Source organism: Anaerostipes sp. PC18 (assembly GCF_039789045.1).
In the GTDB taxonomy this organism is placed as follows: domain Bacteria; phylum Bacillota; class Clostridia; order Lachnospirales; family Lachnospiraceae; genus Anaerostipes; species Anaerostipes hominis.
The window spans coordinates 2,457,746-2,474,163 of sequence record NZ_CP121164.1 but is presented as its reverse complement, the minus strand read 5'-3'; the positions used below and the strand labels follow the sequence as shown (position 1 = coordinate 2,474,163).

The window sequence follows — 16,418 nt, the reverse complement described above, 5'->3', positions numbered from 1 at the left end:
AACGAAAAGTATGGAGGAATGGAGACACGATGGAAGAGGCGATCTCAAAAAATTTTATAGAACAGATCATTGAAGAAGATCTGAAAGAAGGGAAATACGAAAAAATTGTTACCAGGTTCCCGCCGGAGCCAAACGGCTATCTGCATATCGGACATGCCAAATCAATCCTTTTAAACTATGGACTGGCCAAAGAGTACGGCGGAGATTTTCATTTCCGGTTTGACGATACGAATCCGACGAAGGAGAAAACCGAGTATGTGGATTCGATCAAAGAGGATGTGGAGTGGCTCGGAGCAGATTATGACCAGACGATTTATTTTGCATCCGATTATTTTGACCGTATGTATGAATGTGCAGAGTTCCTGATCAAGAAAGGGAAGGCCTATGTGTGCGATCTGACACCGGAGGAGATCCGGGAATACAGGGGAACTTTGACGGAACCGGGAAAAAACAGTCCGTACAGAGACCGGATGCCGGAAGAGAATCTTGAATTATTCCGTGCAATGAAAAACGGAGAGTTTGAAGACGGCAGCAAGGTGCTTAGGGCTAAGATTGATATGACTTCCGGTAATATGAACATGAGAGACCCGATCCTTTATCGTATTGCCAGAATGGAGCATCACAATACAGGTGACGATTGGTGCATTTATCCGATGTATGATTTTGCACATCCGCTGGAGGACGCCTTTGAAGGCGTGACTCATTCCATCTGTACACTGGAGTTTGAGGATCACAGGCCGTTATATGACTGGGTGGTAAAAGAGTGTGAATTCTTACATCCGCCGAAGCAGATCGAGTTTGCAAAACTTTATCTGACCAATGTAGTGACGGGAAAGCGTTATATTAAGAAGTTAGTAGATGACGGAATCGTGGATGGATGGGATGATCCCAGGCTTGTTACATTATCCGCATTGAGACGCCGGGGATATACGCCGGAATCCATCCGCAGGTTTATGGAACTGGTTGGTGTGGCCAAGAGTCACAGCTCCGTTGATTATGCCATGCTTGAGTACTGCATCAGAGATGACCTGAAACTGAAAAAGCCAAGGGTATCAGCTGTTCTGGATCCGATTAAGCTGGTTATTACAAACTACCCGGAAGATCAGGTAGAATATATGGAAGTAAAAAATAATCAGGAAAATGAAGAGATGGGTACGAGAAAGGTGCCGTTTTGCAGAGAGTTGTATATAGAGCGGGATGATTTTAAGATTGAGCGGCCTAAGAAGTATTTCCGCCTGTATCCCGGAAATGAAGTGCGGCTGATGAACGGATATTTTGTGACCTGCACAGACTATGTGGCCGATGAGGACGGAAATGTCACAGAGGTACACTGTACCTATGACCCTGCATCCAGAGGAGGCAACAGCCCCGACGGACGAAAAGTTAAGGGGACCATCCATTGGGTTGCTGCTCCTTTTGCCAAAAAGGCGGAAGTCCGTTTATATGAAAATATTGTAGACGAGGAAAAAGGCGTGTATAACGAGGATGGATCTGTCAATTTAAATCCAAATTCTCTGAAAATATTAAAGGACTGTTATGTAGAGCCGTCTCTTGAGGAGGCAGCTCCGGGAGACAGCTTCCAGTTTGTCAGACAGGGGTATTTTTGTCTGGATACAAAAGATACTTCAGAGGACCACATGGTATTTAACCGCATAGTTTCTATGAAGAGTTCTTATCAGCCTAAATAGGAGCAGAAGAAAGATAAGCTGTTTTGCAACGGCTTATCTTTTCATTTGAAAGCTCTGCAAACTTTCCCAAGAAATGAAAAACGCTCCGCGGGTGAGGGTTGGGGAGATGAGGCGGGCTTGACTACTTTGTTTTAATTTTGGGAACAATGAAGGAGAAGAAGATGAAAAACCTTACGGAAATGTCCAATGAAGAACTGTGGGAACTTTTCCCCATCGTTTTGTGCGGCCATAAGGAAGAGTGGAAGCAGATGTATGAAAATGAGAAGAAGCTGCTGCTTCATTTGATCGGGCGGGACCAGGTGGTGAGGATCAGCCATATCGGCAGCACGGCTGTGAAAGGACTTTTGGCCAAGCCTACTATTGATATCCTGTTGGAGATTGAAGAACACTGCGAACTGAAGCAGCTGATCCGGGGATTGGAGAAGGAAGGATATATCTATGTGAAAAAACCAGGGAATCCTCCTCCGCATATGATGTTTATGAAAGGTTATACTTTACAGGGATTTGCAAAGAAAGTCTATCATCTCCATGTAAGGTATCCGGGGGACTGGGATGAACTTTATTTCCGGGATTATTTGAAACGGCATCGGGAGGCGGCGGAAGAATACGGGAAATTAAAGACTGGTCTTCAGAAAAAATATGAGCATGACAGGGATGCCTATACAAGGGCAAAGACAGATTTTGTAAGAGAGTGCACGAAAAAGGCCCGGAAAGAGTTTGGAGATATCTACCGGCCAGACGGTGAAAAGTGAAAAAATTTTTCAAAAAGCCCTTGCAATTTTTGATAGGGTGTTATACTATATTTTGTGATTAGCACTCGATGAGAGTGAGTGCTAACAATAATCGGGTAAATAAGACAAAAGAATTTCATCTGAATTTTAGGAGGTAATGATATGAATTTAAAACCATTAGGAGACAGAGTAGTGCTGAAACAGCTGGAAGCTGAGACTACAACAAAATCCGGAATCGTGTTGACAACAGCATCTCAGGAAAAACCGCAGGAAGCCGAAGTTGTCGCAGTCGGACCTGGAACGGATGAAGTAAAAATGGAAGTAGAAAAGGGACAGAAAGTCATCTATTCCAAATATGCGGGAACTGAAGTGAAATGTGGAGATGATGAATACATCATCGTAAAACAGAACGATATTTTAGCAGTTGTAGAATAGGATTTTTGGAGGAGACGAATCATGGCAAAAGAAATCAAATACGGAATTGATGCAAGAAAAGCATTAGAAGCAGGCGTGAACCAGTTAGCAGATACAGTCAGAGTTACCATCGGACCAAAGGGAAGAAATGTAGTGTTAGATAAGTCTTTTGGTATTCCTTTGATCACAAATGACGGTGTGACGATCGCAAAAGAGATTGAATTAGAAGATGCATTCGAGAACATGGGTGCTCAGATCGTAAAAGAAGTTGCAACAAAGACAAACGATGTTGCGGGTGATGGTACTACAACAGCCACCGTTTTAGCCCAGGCAATGGTAAATGAAGGAATGAAAAACCTTGCGGCAGGTGCAAATCCGATTATTTTAAGAAAAGGAATGAAAAAGGCAACAGATGCGGCAGTAGAAGCAATCGCTGAGATGAGCAGCAAAGTAAACGGCAAAGATCAGATCGCAAAAGTTGCTGCAATTTCTGCCAGTGATGAGGAAGTCGGGGAGTTAGTTGCGGATGCTATGGAAAAGGTGTCTAACGACGGTGTTATCACAATCGAAGAATCTAAGACAATGAAGACAGAATTAGATTTAGTGGAAGGTATGCAGTTTGACCGCGGATATTTATCTGCTTACTTCTCAACAGACATGGAAAAAATGGTCGCTGAATTAGAAGACCCATATATCCTGATCACAGATAAGAAGATTTCTAATATTCAGGATATCCTCCCAATCTTAGAGCAGATCGTACAGAGCGGAAAGAAACTTCTGATCATCGCAGAAGATATTGAAGGCGAAGCACTGACAACATTGATCGTTAATAAACTGCGCGGCACATTCTCTGTGTGTGCAGTGAAAGCACCTGGATACGGTGACAGAAGAAAAGCGATGTTAGAGGATATTGCAATCCTTACAGGCGGAACTGTGATTTCTGAGGAAGTCGGATTAGATTTGAAAGAAACAACGATCGATCAGTTAGGCCGTGCAAAATCTGTAAAAGTTGAAAAAGAAAACACAGTGATTGTTGACGGAGAAGGATCTAAGGATGCAATCCAGGCAAGAATCGGACAGATCAAGGGTCAGCTGGATGAGACAACTTCTGAATTTGATAAAGAAAAATTACAGGAAAGACTCGCAAAATTATCCGGTGGTGTTGCAGTTATCCGTGTAGGTGCGGCGACAGAGACAGAGATGAAAGAAAGTAAACTTCGTCTGGAAGACGCCCTGGCAGCGACAAAGGCAGCAGTTGAAGAAGGTATTATTTTCGGCGGCGGTTCTGCTTATATCCATGCTTCCAAGAAGGTTGCAAAGATGGCAGAAGAATTAGAGGGCGATGAAAAGACAGGTGCAAATATTATCCTCAAAGCTCTCCAGGCTCCATTATTCCACATTGCTGCAAACGCAGGACTGGAAGGTTCTGTTATCATCAATAAAGTTGAAGAACAGGAAGTTGGATTCGGATTCGATGCATTAAATGGAAAATATGTAAATATGATTGAAGCAGGCATCATTGATCCGGCTAAGGTAACAAGAAGTGCATTACAGAATGCAACCTCTGTTGCATCTACCTTACTGACAACAGAATCTGTTGTTGCTAATATCAAAGAAGATGCACCGGCAATGCCGGCTGGAGCAGGAGCTCCGGGAATGGGAATGATGTAATCGGATTCCATAAGGTGTTTAATTGTAAAAGAGATACAGAAACAAAGAGAAGGCTGATGAATTCGTCAGCCTTCTTTTTTTCATGACATAAAAAATGCATTTCAGTACAAAAGGGTAGACAAAGAGTAAAGAAAGAAGTATAATATTTACAATTCCTAAAATATGTAAGAAGGAGGCGAAAAAATTGCCGGAAGAACAAATGATAAAAGACATGTATAATCTGATGCAGCAGGTGAATTCCAGTATGACAGCCTTTGACGGACGAATGGGACGTGTTGAGAGAAAAGTGGATCTGCTGACGGTAAAAACAGAGAATCTGGAAGAAAAAACAGATATGATCGTTCAGGACATTCAGAGACTGGATGAGAAAACAGATGGACTGAGCCAGGATATCCAGAGGCTGGACGAAAAAACAGACGGTCTGAGCCAGGATATCCAGAGGCTGGATGAGAAGACAGACGGACTGAGCCAGGATATCCAGAGACTGGACGAAAAAACAGACGGACTGAGCCAGGATATCCAGAGGCTGGATGAGAAGACAGACGGACTGAGCCAGGATATCCAGAGACTGGACGAAAAAACAGACAGAATGGAAAGCAGTATTCAGGAATTAAATGAAAGAACCTCTGCTTTGGAAGAAAAAACAGATCAGCTGGATCAGACGACAAAATTCCTAGGTGAACAAAACAGCCTTCTCTTACAGCGCACTGATATTCTCACAGAAAAGTCAAATCTTATGTCAGAAAAAATAGATTTTATATCAGAGAAGACAAATTCCATAGAATCCCGTTTGGAGCGAACGGAAGGAGAGGTATCTGATCTTAAAACGAAAATGGAAGCTGGATTTTCCGATATTCATATGATCCTGGAGAATGAAATCTGCACCAAATTAAATGTACTCTTTGAAAACCGTGAAGATTCATCCAGATACAAGATGGTTATAAGAAGACAGGATGTTTTGGAGACCGATGTCGATCTGTTAAAAAAGACAGTCACAAATCACAGTGTAAAATTAAACAAAATATTTTAAGGAGAAGGAGCCGGTTCTTTCTCCTTTTTTCTGTGCAGAAACAAGGCAGGTTTTTTCATTTGTTAAGAGTATTTTAAGAATTTCAAAAAAATGCTTTGCTATTGTACAGTTTCACGATATAATAAAAAAGATATTAAAAGATGCAGAAAGAGGTGTATTTGGTGTATAAAATAGTAAAAAAAGAGACACTTAATAACTTGGTTGAATTGATGGAAATTCACGCACCATTCGTTGCAAGGAAGTGTGAACCAGGTCAGTTCATTATTATCCGTGTTGATGAAAAAGGTGAGAGAGTTCCTTTGACTATCGCAGACTATGACAGAGAAAAGGAAACAGTCACGATCATTTATCAGGTTGTCGGATATTCCACAGAATTATTAAGCAAGAAGAAAGAGGGAGACTATGTAGCCGATTTTGTAGGTCCTCTTGGACAGCCGTCCATCTTACATAAACGAGAGAGAGTTTTAGGTGTGGCAGGAGGAGTCGGTGCAGCACCTCTTTATCCTCAGCTTCGCAAACTTGCCGAAATGGGAGTTCCTGTAGATGTTATTATCGGAGGCAAGAGTGCAGAATTTGTTATCTTAAAGGAAAAATTTGAAGAGTTCTGTGAAAATGTATTTATTGCCACAGATGACGGAAGCCTTGGAACAAAAGGATTCGTTACGAATGTTCTGGAAGATCAGATTGCAAAAGGCGTGAAGTACGACGAAGTCATCGCGATCGGACCGTTGATCATGATGAAAAACGTTGTAAAAATTACAAAACAGCATGATATTCCGACCATGGTATCCCTGAATCCAATCATGATTGACGGAACCGGTATGTGCGGCGGATGCCGTGTCACAGTAGGCGGAGAGACGAAGTTTGCCTGTGTGGACGGACCGGATTTTGACGGATTCCAGGTGGATTTTGATGAGTGCATGAAACGTCAGACAATGTTCAGAGAAGAAGAACACGAGTGTAAGATTGGGAGGGGTAAATAGTCATGGCAAATATGAGTCCAAATAAAGTAGCAATGCCGGAACAGGATCCGAATGTTCGGAATAAGAACTTTAAAGAAGTTGCTTTGGGATATACGAAAGAAATGGCTATGGAAGAAGCAACCCGCTGCTTAAACTGCAAGAATAAACCGTGTGTCAATGGATGTCCGGTCAACGTACCGATTCCGGAATTTATCGAAAAAGTAGCCGCAGGCGACTTTGAAGGCGCTTATGAAGTAATCACAAGTGAGAATGCCCTGCCTGCCATCTGCGGCCGCGTATGTCCTCAGGAAAATCAGTGTGAAGGAAAATGTGTCCGTGGGATCAAGGGTGAACCTGTTGGAATCGGGCGTATGGAGCGGTTTGTTGCAGACTACCACATGGCAAATGCAAAACCGGCTGAAGTCAACATCGAAAAGAATGGAAAGAAAGTCGCAGTCGTAGGATGCGGACCAGCAGGTATTACCTGTGCCGGGGAACTGATCAAAAAAGGATATGAAGTGACAGTATTTGAAGCACTGCACAAGCCAGGCGGAGTACTGAGCTACGGAATTCCGGAATTCCGTCTTCCAAAAGACTTAGTGGCGAAAGAAATAGAATCCGTTGAGAATCTTGGCGTGAAGATCGAGACCAACGTTATCGTCGGAAGATCTGTTACCATCGATGAACTGATGGAAGACGGATATGAAGCTGTCTTTGTGGGCAGCGGAGCAGGCCTTCCAAGATTTTTAAATATTCCTGGGGAAAACTACCTTGGAGTTTATTCTGCCAATGAATTTTTAACCCGTGTAAATCTGATGAAGGGCTATGAATTCCCAGAGTACCCGACTCCGGTAAAGATCGGAAAGAAAGTTGCAGTCGTGGGAGCAGGAAACGTGGCAATGGATGCTGCCAGAACAGCTAAGCGTCTCGGAGCAGATGAGGTATATATTGTTTACAGACGAAGTGAAGAGGAAGCACCTGCCCGTCTGGAAGAACTTCATCATGCAAAAGAAGAAGGAATTATATTTAAATTTTTAAATAATCCGGTAGCCATTAAGGCAGACGAGGACGGATGGGTAGAGAAGATGGAGATCGTAAAACAGGAATTAGGAGAACCCGATGCCTCAGGAAGAAGATCTCCGGTTCCGATTGAAGGATCTAACTACGATATTGATGTAGATACTGTTGTCATCGCGATTGGACAGAGTCCGAACCCATTGATCCGTCATACAACACCAGGATTGGATGTTCAGAAATGGGGCGGTATCATTGTTGACGAAGAGACGATGGAGTCAAGCAAAGACGGAGTCTATGCAGGAGGAGACACTGTCACGGGTGCGGCAACTGTCATTTTGGCCATGGGTGCTGGAAAGAAAGCGGCGGCAGCCATTGACAAAAAGTTAAGAGGATAATCGGGAGGACAGGATATGAGCAAAACAATTTTTCAAACGTCTGTCTATGAATTGGGAGACCAGGTTGATGCCTTTTATGATGAAGGGATGTTTGTGCTGTTCGGTGAGAATGTTCCGGATACACTGAAAGATTTCTGCCATTTTATCGATGTCAATCAAGTAGACGGGACAATCAGCAAAGGAAACACACTGGTGATTGACGATACAGAGTTTAAGATCACCGCTGTGGGAGAAATTGCCCAGTCTAATTTAGAGACTCTTGGACATCTGACAGTAGTATTCAGCGGGGCAGCTGAGGCAGGGCTTCCGGGAAGCATCTGTGTTGAGGCCAATCCAATGCCTAAGTTAAAAGTCGGATCAAAGATCACAATTGAAGAAGACTAGACGATTGTACAAAGGATTATTGTTTGAGGACAATAATCCTTTGCTTGTTGACAAAGAATTTAGAATTTGTTATAGTATAAAACTATAAATTAGAATACGAAAGACATAGAAAGCGAGGAAAAAATGGGAAAGATAATTGGCCAGGGAATCACATTTGACGACGTATTATTAGTTCCGGGATATTCAGAAGTAATCGCAAATGAAGTGGTGACAGAGACCCGTCTGACAGACAAGATTTCATTAAATATTCCTTTGATGAGTGCCAGCATGGATACGGTAACAGAGCACCGTATGGCGATCGCAATGGCAAGGCAGGGCGGTATCGGTATCATTCATAAGAATATGACCATTGCACAGCAGGCAGACGAAGTGGACAAGGTAAAACGTTCAGAAAACGGTGTCATTACAGATCCTTTTTCTTTAAGTCCTGAACATACGATCCAGGACGCAGATGACCTGATGGGAAAATACCGCATATCAGGAGTGCCGATTACTGAGGGAACCAAACTGGTCGGAATCATCACAAACCGTGATTTAAAATTTGAAACAGATTTTTCAAAGAAGATCAAAGAATCCATGACATCAGAAAATCTTGTCACAGCGCAGGAAGGGATCACCCTGGAAGAGGCAAAACAGATTTTGGGGAAGGCAAGGAAAGAAAAGCTTCCGATCGTGGACAAAGACTTTAACTTAAAAGGCTTAATTACCATTAAGGATATTGAAAAACAGATTAAATATCCACATGCTGCAAAAGACGAACAGGGCAGACTGCTGTGTGGTGCCGGAGTGGGGATCACAGCCGATATCTTGGACCGTGTGGATGCGTTGGTGAAAGCTCACGTAGATGTAGTAGTTGTCGACTCAGCCCATGGACATTCTGCAAACGTATTAAAAGCAGTCAGAATGGTTAAAAAGGCATATCCTGAACTGCAGGTCATTGCAGGAAATGTAGCTACGGCAGAGGGCACAAAAGCATTAATTGAGGCAGGGGCCGACGCTGTCAAAGTGGGAATCGGACCGGGTTCTATCTGTACTACACGTGTGGTTGCCGGAATTGGTGTTCCGCAGATTACTGCGATCATGGGGGCATATGAAGAGGCAAAGAAAGCAGGAATTCCAATCATTGCAGACGGCGGGATCAAGTTTTCCGGAGATATTACAAAAGCGATTGCAGCCGGTGCCAGTGCATGTATGCTCGGAAGTATGATGGCCGGATGTGATGAGAGTCCCGGAGAGTTTGAACTCTACCAGGGCAGAAAATATAAAGTATACCGCGGAATGGGATCTTTAGCAGCTATGGAATGCGGAAGCAAAGACCGCTATTTCCAGACAAACGCTAAGAAATTGGTTCCGGAAGGTGTCGAGGGCCGTGTGGCATACAGAGGGACTGCAGAAGACACCATTTTCCAGTTACTCGGCGGACTCCGCTCCGGCATGGGATACTGCGGGGCAAAAACTGTAGAAGAACTGCAGGAAAAGGGTGAGTTTGTACAGATTACGGCTGCATCCTTGAAAGAAAGCCATCCGCATGACATCCATATCACAAAAGAAGCACCTAATTATAGTGTAGACGTATAAGGATAAAGGACAAAGTGGGCAAGACCACATCATCTTCCCAATCCTCACTTTTTGAGGGGCTTGACAACTTTGCGTGCCAGATGCAATTTGCCGAAGGCAAATGATTTCCTTACGCATCTGTGTACAACCCGTGGAGCGTTTTTATTTCATAGGAAGGGACGTAGGCCTTTCCTATGAAATAAAAAAGGAACAATCCTGCGATATCAAGAGATTGTTCCTTTTTTTGCTGAATGGTTTAGGCTATTTATGTTCCTGAAACCATTTTTTGCTGTCTTCCAGCCGCTCATTTACATAGTCCCAGTTAATAAGCGAGAACCAGTTATTTACATAGTCCGGACGCCGATTTTGATACTGGAGATAATAAGCATGTTCCCAGACATCAACAGGAAGAAGAGGATAAAGAGTATCACTGAGCGGTACATCCTGATTCGGAAGATTAATCACTTTTAGTTTTCCATTGTTATTTACAAGCCATCCGTAACCGGAACCAAACTGTGAAAGTGCGGCTTCCGTCATTTCTTTCATAAAGGCATCAAGAGATCCGAAATCCCTCTCTATGGCTTTTCTAATTTCCCCTTCGGGAGTTGTAAATTCATCCTTTTCCATAGCATTAAAATATACTTGATGGTTGTAAACTCCTCCGCCGTTGTTCTTAATAGGAGTTTTTGCTTCTTCCGGAATTTTATCAGGTTCTGTAAGCAGCTGTTCCAGCGTCATGTTATGCAGTTCTTGGTGGGGTTTGATTGCCGCATTCAATTTTTCTACATAGGTGGCAAGATGTTTATCGTGATGAAATCTGAGAGTTTCAGCATCAATCACCGGCTCCAGGGCATCATAATCGTATGGAAGAGGTTCGAGGGAAAATGGGTATGTTTCATTCATATTATAGTTTATCTCCTTTTTTCTTTTTATTTTACGTGGGAATATAAAATAATATTCAAAAAAACTTGAATCCTTTGAGCGATCATGCTAACATTGTATTATTCTTATAATACAAAAACTCAAAAGGGGAAAAATCATGTTTTCAAAATTTAGTGTGCGCAAGCCATATACGGTCATTGTGGGAGTCATCCTGGTAATCATTCTGGGCATTGTCTCTTTTTCCAAAATGACTACGGACTTGCTTCCGAGTATGGAACTTCCATACGCTCTTGTCATGACCACGTATCAGGGGGCTTCTCCTGAAGAAGTGGAGACTACGGTGACAAAACCGGTGGAGCAGGCCATGGCCACCATATCCAACATCAAACAGGTGGCATCTTCGTCCAGTGAGAATATGTCCGTTGTCTACATGGAGTTTGAAGGCGATGCCAACATGGATTCGGCAGCTCTTGACATGCGGGAAAAGCTGGATATGATTAAAGGATACTGGCCTGATAAAGTAGGCAACCCTACGATCATGAAATTGAATCCGGATATGATGCCGGTGCTTGTGACTGCGATTGATTCGGACAACAAAGATATGTCCGAGATCTCAAAGCTGATCAAAGACAAAGTTTCTCCGGGTGTGGAGGCCGTGGAAGGTGTTGCCTCTGTCGGTGAGACCGGAATGCTTGAAGAGAATATCAATGTCATCATCAACGAGGACAAGATCAAATCATTGAATAAAAAGATTCAAAAGGCTTTGGACGGCCAGTTTGATGAGGCGCAGGATGAACTGGACCGGGCGAAAGCAAAGCTTGACGGAAGCAAGGCACAGCTGAATTCCAAGAGAACAGAGCTCAACGATACCCTTGCGAAAGCACAGACGGCTTTAAACAGTGGGAAATTAAGCCTTGTCCAGAAGGAAGTAGAGGTCACAAGTGCGCTGACAAATCTTCAAAATCAGAAAAAAGCTTTGGAACTTGTAAAGCAGGCAGGGGAAGAAGGACTCAAACAACTGGAGGCACAGCTCAAAACTGTGACTGATCCCGCGCAGAAGGCGCAGCTCCAGGCTCAGATCACAGAGATTAAAAAGCAGCTGAAAACAGCAGACAGTACCATAAAGACCCTGGATAAAAATATTGGAGTTTTACAGAAAGCCTTAAAGCAGATCCAGGAGGGCAAAAAACAGATTGACGCCAATCTGACGACAGTGACCGCGCAGACCGCCAATGCCAACAGCCAGATGACATCAGGGGAGATCGGCATCGCACAGGGCGAATCTCAGATCGCTATGGGCCAGCAGCAGCTGGATGCCAGCAAAAAGCAGGCAAAAGCGGCGGCTGACATAAAAGATAAACTGACTGTGGACAATGTGAAAGCCATGCTGATCGCACAGAATTTTGAAATGCCTGCGGGATATATTTCAGAAGACAACACACAATATCTGGTCAGAGTCGGGGATAAAGTCACCAGTCAGGAAGATCTGGAAGACATGGAGCTGATGGATCTGGGCATTGATAACTTTGCGCCCATCCGTCTGAGCGATGTTGCAGATGTTGCCGTTGTCAACAATAAGAAGGACAACTACTGCAGAGTAAACGGAAATGATGCGGTAGTGCTGAGCATTCAGAAACAGAACAACTATTCTACTGCAGACGTATCAAAGCGGGTTTCTGAGAAGTTGGAAACGCTCAAAAAAGAGAACCCCGGGCTGCATTACACAAATCTGATGGATCAGGGGATTTACATAGATATGGTTGTTGGATCTGTTTTGCAGAACCTTGGAATGGGGGCAGTTCTGGCAGTGCTGATCCTGCTTGTGTTCCTAAAGGATATCAAACCGACTGCCGTTATTGCCTGCTCAATCCCGATCAGTGTAGTGTTTGCCGTGGTCATGATGTACTTCAGCGGTATCACCTTAAATGTTATTTCGCTTTCCGGCCTTGCGCTCGGAGTCGGTATGCTGGTGGATAACTCGATTGTTGTTATAGAGAATATTTACCGGCTGAGAAAAGAAGGGGTGCCGGTCAAAGAGGCGGCGATCGAGGGAGCAAAAGGGGTAGCCGGAGCAATTACCGCTTCAACGCTGACAACAATCTCCGTCTTCCTGCCGATTGTGTTTACATCAGGACTTACTAAGAAGCTGTTTTCCGATATGGCACTGACGATCGGATATTCACTGATTGCCAGTCTGATCGTTGCTGTGACTTTTGTGCCGATGATGTCCGCCGGAGTGCTTCACAAAGTGACGGAAAAGGACAACAAGCTGTTTGACGGACTTCAGTCTCTGTACCGCGGAGTCATGGATAAGGTGCTCAGAAGGAAATGGATCGCCATCGTACTGACACTCGCAGTGTTTGTGGGAGCAGTGATTGGGGCAACAAAGATTGGAACTTCCCTGATGCCGTCTATGGATAGTTCACAGATGAGCCTTACCATTGAGATGCCGAAGGGATCAGGCCTGAGTGATACGGCGGCTATGTCTGATACGGTCATGAAAAAAATTCGTGAGATTCCTGATGTAGATGGTGTCGGAGCCATGGTAAGCAGTTCATCAGGCATGGGAGGCACTTCATCGGGAAGCAAGGCAAGTCAGGACACAGCCAGCATGTATATCATGCTGAAAGAAGAAAAAAAGCAGACGAATAAAGAGATAAAAAAAGAGATCATAAAAAAGACAAAGAAATTCAACTGTGAGATCCAGGTACAGGAGTCCAACATGGATATGAGCGCACTCGGGGGAAGCGGGATCGCCATTGAAGTCAAAGGAAATGATATGAAAACGCTCCGTAAAACAGCCAGTGATATTGCAAAAAGGGTGGAATCTGTCAAAGGCACAAAGAATGTCAGTGACGGACAGGAGGAGACGACTCCGGATATTCATGTCACAGTTGATAAAGCAAAAGCCGCAAAATACGGCCTCACGGTGGCGACCGTTTATCAGCAGCTCAATTCCAAGATTCAGGAGGGCTCCACAGCGACAACGATCAGCCAGAATGAGAGACAGTGGGATGTAAAAGTGTCCAATGATACCAAGGACAATATCACAAGAGCACAGCTAAAGAAAATGAAGCTCACAGGAACAAAGAAAGGAGAGAGCAAGGAAGTGGCACTTTCCAAAGTGGCCAGCTTCAGTGATACCGACAGTCTCTCCACGATCTCAAGATCAGCTCAGGAGAGAATACTGAATGTAACCGCAGAGCTTGAAGACGGGTACAATATCGGTATCGTCAGCCAGAATGTGAGCAAAGCGCTGAAGGGATACAAGGCGCCTGCAGGATACAGCTATAAGATGGCTGGCGAGATGGAATCCATAAATGATACGGCGGGGCAGGTAGGATTGATGCTGATCCTGGCAATCGCATTTATGTATCTGATCATGGTGGCACAGTTCCAGTCACTCAAGTCTCCTTTCATTATCCTGTTTACAATCCCTCTGGCATTTACAGGAGGACTGATCGGACTGTTTGTGGCGGGCAAGGATCTGAGTATCATTGCCATGATCGGTTTCGTAATGCTGTCCGGTATCATCGTAAATAATGGTATCGTTCTGGTGGATACCATCAATCAGCTTAGATATAAAGGTTACGAGCTTATGGATGCTGTCATAACTGCCGGTTCCATGAGAATCCGGCCGATTTTGATGACGGCGATCACGACAATTCTCGGTCTTACTACCATGGCACTGGGTCTTGGGTCCGGGGCAGAGATGGTACAGCCGATGGCTATCGTAACGATCGGGGGACTGATTTATGGAACTTTGCTTACATTAATCTTTATCCCTTGTATCTACCTGGTATTTAACAGAAAGAAGAAAAAGCAGAGCTCCTGATTTTCTTACAAATGTATTAAATAAATGTGCTTGGCTTTACATTTTGATGATGGAAAGCTATAATAAGACAAGAATCATGTCATGTATTATGACATGGTTTTTGTTTGTAAAGGAGTGAAACATGAAAAAACTGGATGGGTATTTATGGATTATGATTCCCAAATATGCAGTACTCCCCCTGATCTGTTCTTTCACTTTTAATTCACTGATTTATACGGGTACACAGATTCTGTGCAGGGATTTAAAGCATTATGATTTTACCACGGCATTTGACCGTGCAGTTCCTCTGATACCGGGATTTACGAGTATCTATCTGATCTGCTATCTGTTTTGGGCTGTGAATTATATCATGATAGGAAGGATTGGGAAGGAGCATTTATACCGGTTCTTAGTAGGTGATTTTCTTTCAAGAATCATTTGCGGAATCTTCTTTGTAATGGTTCCGACAACTCTGGCAAGGCCCGAAATAACCGGAACCGGGATCTGGGATCAGATGCTGAATCTGGTTTATACGATTGATCCGTCGGCAAATTTGTTTCCATCCATTCATTGTCTGGTCAGCTGGTTTTGTTTTGTAGGCATACGAGGACAGAAAAAAGTTCCTGTTTGGTACCAGTGTTTTTCCTGTGTTTTTGCAGTTCTGGTATGTATTTCCACGCAGGTTACGAAGCAGCATTACATCATCGATCTTATTGCAGGGGTACTGCTGGCAGAGGCTATGTATCTGGTCGGACAGAAGACGGACTGGTATCTGAAGCTGCAGAGCATGTTTACAAAGATCAACCGGGGAGTACATTTGGAGAGGGCAATCGACAAAGAGGTAGGTTATGGAGATTAAGAAGCGCTGGATTGGCAACGGCATCTTCTTTTTTGCACTGTTTGGGCTTACATTTTATGCAATTTTTCGTGGAAAAGAGCTGCCGGAACTTTTAAAGGTCATGAGAAGCGTCAGTCCTGTTTACTATATATCAGGCTTAGGTCTGATCATCGTGTTTGTATGCTGCGAAGCTTTTATCATATACAGAATGTTGCGTGTGCTCCGGTACCGCGTGCCGAAAAGGCACTGCATTCTTTATTCGTTTGTAGGATTTTTTTTCAGCTGCATTACGCCGTCGGCCACCGGAGGACAGCCGGCTCAGCTTTACTATATGAACCGGGATAAGATCGACGTTTCGGTGGGAACCGTTGTTTTGATGATTGTTACAATTTTATATAAGTTTGTATTGGTATTCCTGGGAGCAGCGATCTTTGTTTTCCGGCACAGCCTGATTACAGACTATATATATCAGGTAGCATTTTTCTTTTATCTCGGGATCGGACTGAATGTTTTCTGCGTCGCACTGATGCTGATGCTGGTATTTGAACCAACGCTTGCGTCCAGGGTGCTTCTGGCAATGATACGGATGCTGGAAAGGATTCATATCCTTAAAAAGAAAGAAGAGCGAATCCGCAAAATCGAGGACTGGATGCAGGACTACCATAAGACAGCTGCGGTCATTAAAGAATATAAACTGATGATTTTTGAGATGTTTTTGGTGACATTAGTACAGAGAATTCTGCATTTTTCCATCACATATCTTGTCTATAAGGCATTGGGACTCTCTGCACTTGGATTTGTTGATATTGTAGCACTTCAGTGTGTCATATCTATCTCGGTGGATATGCTTCCGCTTCCGGGGGGGATGGGAATCAGTGAAGGCTTGTTTTTAAGTATTTTCCAAAAGATATTCAGGAGCAGTTTGCTGTATCCGGCAATGCTGCTGAGCCGGGGAATCAGTTATTATGCTCTGGTGCTGATCAGCGCATTCTTGACTTTTGTGGCTCATGTGACAATAAAGCGTAAGGAATAGAG

The 16,418-nt window shown here is 43.8% G+C and carries 13 protein-coding genes; 12 read left to right on the top strand and 1 reads right to left on the bottom strand.

All coding sequences use genetic code 11. The features are described from left to right. Nucleotides 1-29: 29 nt before the first annotated feature. From P8F77_RS13460 to guaB, 9 genes are all read left to right on the top strand, one after another. The gene (locus P8F77_RS13460) at nt 30-1,688 is read left to right on the top strand and encodes a glutamine--tRNA ligase/YqeY domain fusion protein (RefSeq protein ID WP_024726810.1); all 1,659 of its coding nucleotides are present in this window, start codon (nt 30-32) and stop codon (nt 1,686-1,688) included. 146 nt (nt 1,689-1,834) lie between these two features. Next, nucleotides 1,835-2,440: a GrpB family protein gene (locus tag P8F77_RS13455; RefSeq protein ID WP_347256445.1), complete on the top strand. Its 606-nt coding sequence runs from the start codon at nt 1,835-1,837 to the stop codon at nt 2,438-2,440. Between the two features lie 141 nt (nt 2,441-2,581). After that, a complete protein-coding gene (locus P8F77_RS13450; protein WP_006568089.1) occupies nt 2,582-2,854 on the top strand; it encodes a co-chaperone GroES in 273 nt (90 codons plus the stop codon). Between the two features lie 21 nt (nt 2,855-2,875). Continuing rightward, a complete protein-coding gene (groL, locus tag P8F77_RS13445; RefSeq protein WP_006568088.1) occupies nt 2,876-4,504 on the top strand; it encodes a chaperonin GroEL in 1,629 nt (542 codons plus the stop codon). A 184-nt stretch (nt 4,505-4,688) separates the two neighbouring features. Further along, nucleotides 4,689-5,534 (top strand): hypothetical protein, encoded by an 846-nt coding sequence (locus P8F77_RS13440; protein ID WP_024726812.1) that lies wholly within the window; start codon nt 4,689-4,691, stop codon nt 5,532-5,534. Between the two features lie 161 nt (nt 5,535-5,695). Further along, the gene (locus tag P8F77_RS13435) at nt 5,696-6,517 is read left to right on the top strand and encodes a sulfide/dihydroorotate dehydrogenase-like FAD/NAD-binding protein (protein WP_022261290.1); all 822 of its coding nucleotides are present in this window, start codon (nt 5,696-5,698) and stop codon (nt 6,515-6,517) included. A 2-nt stretch (nt 6,518-6,519) separates the two neighbouring features. After that, nucleotides 6,520-7,908: an NADPH-dependent glutamate synthase gene (gltA, locus tag P8F77_RS13430; RefSeq protein WP_024726813.1), complete on the top strand. Its 1,389-nt coding sequence runs from the start codon at nt 6,520-6,522 to the stop codon at nt 7,906-7,908. Nucleotides 7,909-7,923: 15 nt separating this feature from the next. Then, the gene (locus tag P8F77_RS13425; RefSeq protein WP_024726814.1) at nt 7,924-8,292 is read left to right on the top strand and encodes a PTS glucitol/sorbitol transporter subunit IIA; all 369 of its coding nucleotides are present in this window, start codon (nt 7,924-7,926) and stop codon (nt 8,290-8,292) included. A gap of 123 nt (nt 8,293-8,415) precedes the next feature. Then, nucleotides 8,416-9,870 carry an IMP dehydrogenase gene (gene guaB, locus P8F77_RS13420; protein WP_024726815.1) on the top strand — a complete coding sequence of 485 codons (1,455 nt, stop codon included), beginning with the start codon at nt 8,416-8,418 and terminating at the stop codon, nt 9,868-9,870. Nucleotides 9,871-10,110: 240 nt separating this feature from the next. On the opposite strand, the gene P8F77_RS13415 is transcribed toward guaB, so the two are convergent. Beyond that, nucleotides 10,111-10,752, bottom strand: a complete 642-nt coding sequence (locus P8F77_RS13415; protein WP_024726816.1) for a superoxide dismutase — start codon at nt 10,750-10,752, stop codon at nt 10,111-10,113. 136 nt (nt 10,753-10,888) lie between these two features. Between P8F77_RS13415 and P8F77_RS13410 the strand changes: the two genes are divergently transcribed. From P8F77_RS13410 to P8F77_RS13400, 3 genes are all read left to right on the top strand, one after another. After that, entirely contained in the window at nt 10,889-14,566 is a 3,678-nt protein-coding gene (locus P8F77_RS13410; protein ID WP_148459661.1) for an efflux RND transporter permease subunit, read from the top strand. Nucleotides 14,567-14,687: 121 nt separating this feature from the next. Further along, a complete protein-coding gene (locus P8F77_RS13405; protein ID WP_287517307.1) occupies nt 14,688-15,404 on the top strand; it encodes a phosphatase PAP2 family protein in 717 nt (238 codons plus the stop codon). Further along, on the top strand, nt 15,394-16,416 hold the full coding sequence (locus P8F77_RS13400; protein ID WP_024726819.1) for a lysylphosphatidylglycerol synthase transmembrane domain-containing protein: 1,023 nt from the start codon (nt 15,394-15,396) through the stop codon (nt 16,414-16,416). The genes P8F77_RS13405 and P8F77_RS13400 overlap by 11 nt, the downstream gene beginning before the upstream one ends. Nucleotides 16,417-16,418 lie beyond the last annotated feature (2 nt).

Excerpts from the sequence above, each read along its gene's own strand:
- P8F77_RS13405 (WP_287517307.1), top strand. The coding sequence starts at position 14,688 with ATGAAAAAACTGGATGGGTATTTATGGATTATGATTCCCAAATATGCA.
- P8F77_RS13460 (WP_024726810.1), top strand. The coding sequence starts at position 30 with ATGGAAGAGGCGATCTCAAAAAATTTTATAGAACAGATCATTGAAGAA.
- guaB (WP_024726815.1), top strand. The coding sequence starts at position 8,416 with ATGGGAAAGATAATTGGCCAGGGAATCACATTTGACGACGTATTATTA.
- groL (WP_006568088.1), top strand. The coding sequence starts at position 2,876 with ATGGCAAAAGAAATCAAATACGGAATTGATGCAAGAAAAGCATTAGAA.
- P8F77_RS13415 (WP_024726816.1), bottom strand. The coding sequence starts at position 10,752 with ATGAATGAAACATACCCATTTTCCCTCGAACCTCTTCCATACGATTAT.
- P8F77_RS13410 (WP_148459661.1), top strand. The coding sequence starts at position 10,889 with ATGTTTTCAAAATTTAGTGTGCGCAAGCCATATACGGTCATTGTGGGA.
- P8F77_RS13455 (WP_347256445.1), top strand. The coding sequence starts at position 1,835 with ATGAAGGAGAAGAAGATGAAAAACCTTACGGAAATGTCCAATGAAGAA.
- P8F77_RS13400 (WP_024726819.1), top strand. The coding sequence starts at position 15,394 with ATGGAGATTAAGAAGCGCTGGATTGGCAACGGCATCTTCTTTTTTGCA.
- P8F77_RS13450 (WP_006568089.1), top strand. The coding sequence starts at position 2,582 with ATGAATTTAAAACCATTAGGAGACAGAGTAGTGCTGAAACAGCTGGAA.
- P8F77_RS13425 (WP_024726814.1), top strand. The coding sequence starts at position 7,924 with ATGAGCAAAACAATTTTTCAAACGTCTGTCTATGAATTGGGAGACCAG.
- gltA (WP_024726813.1), top strand. The coding sequence starts at position 6,520 with ATGGCAAATATGAGTCCAAATAAAGTAGCAATGCCGGAACAGGATCCG.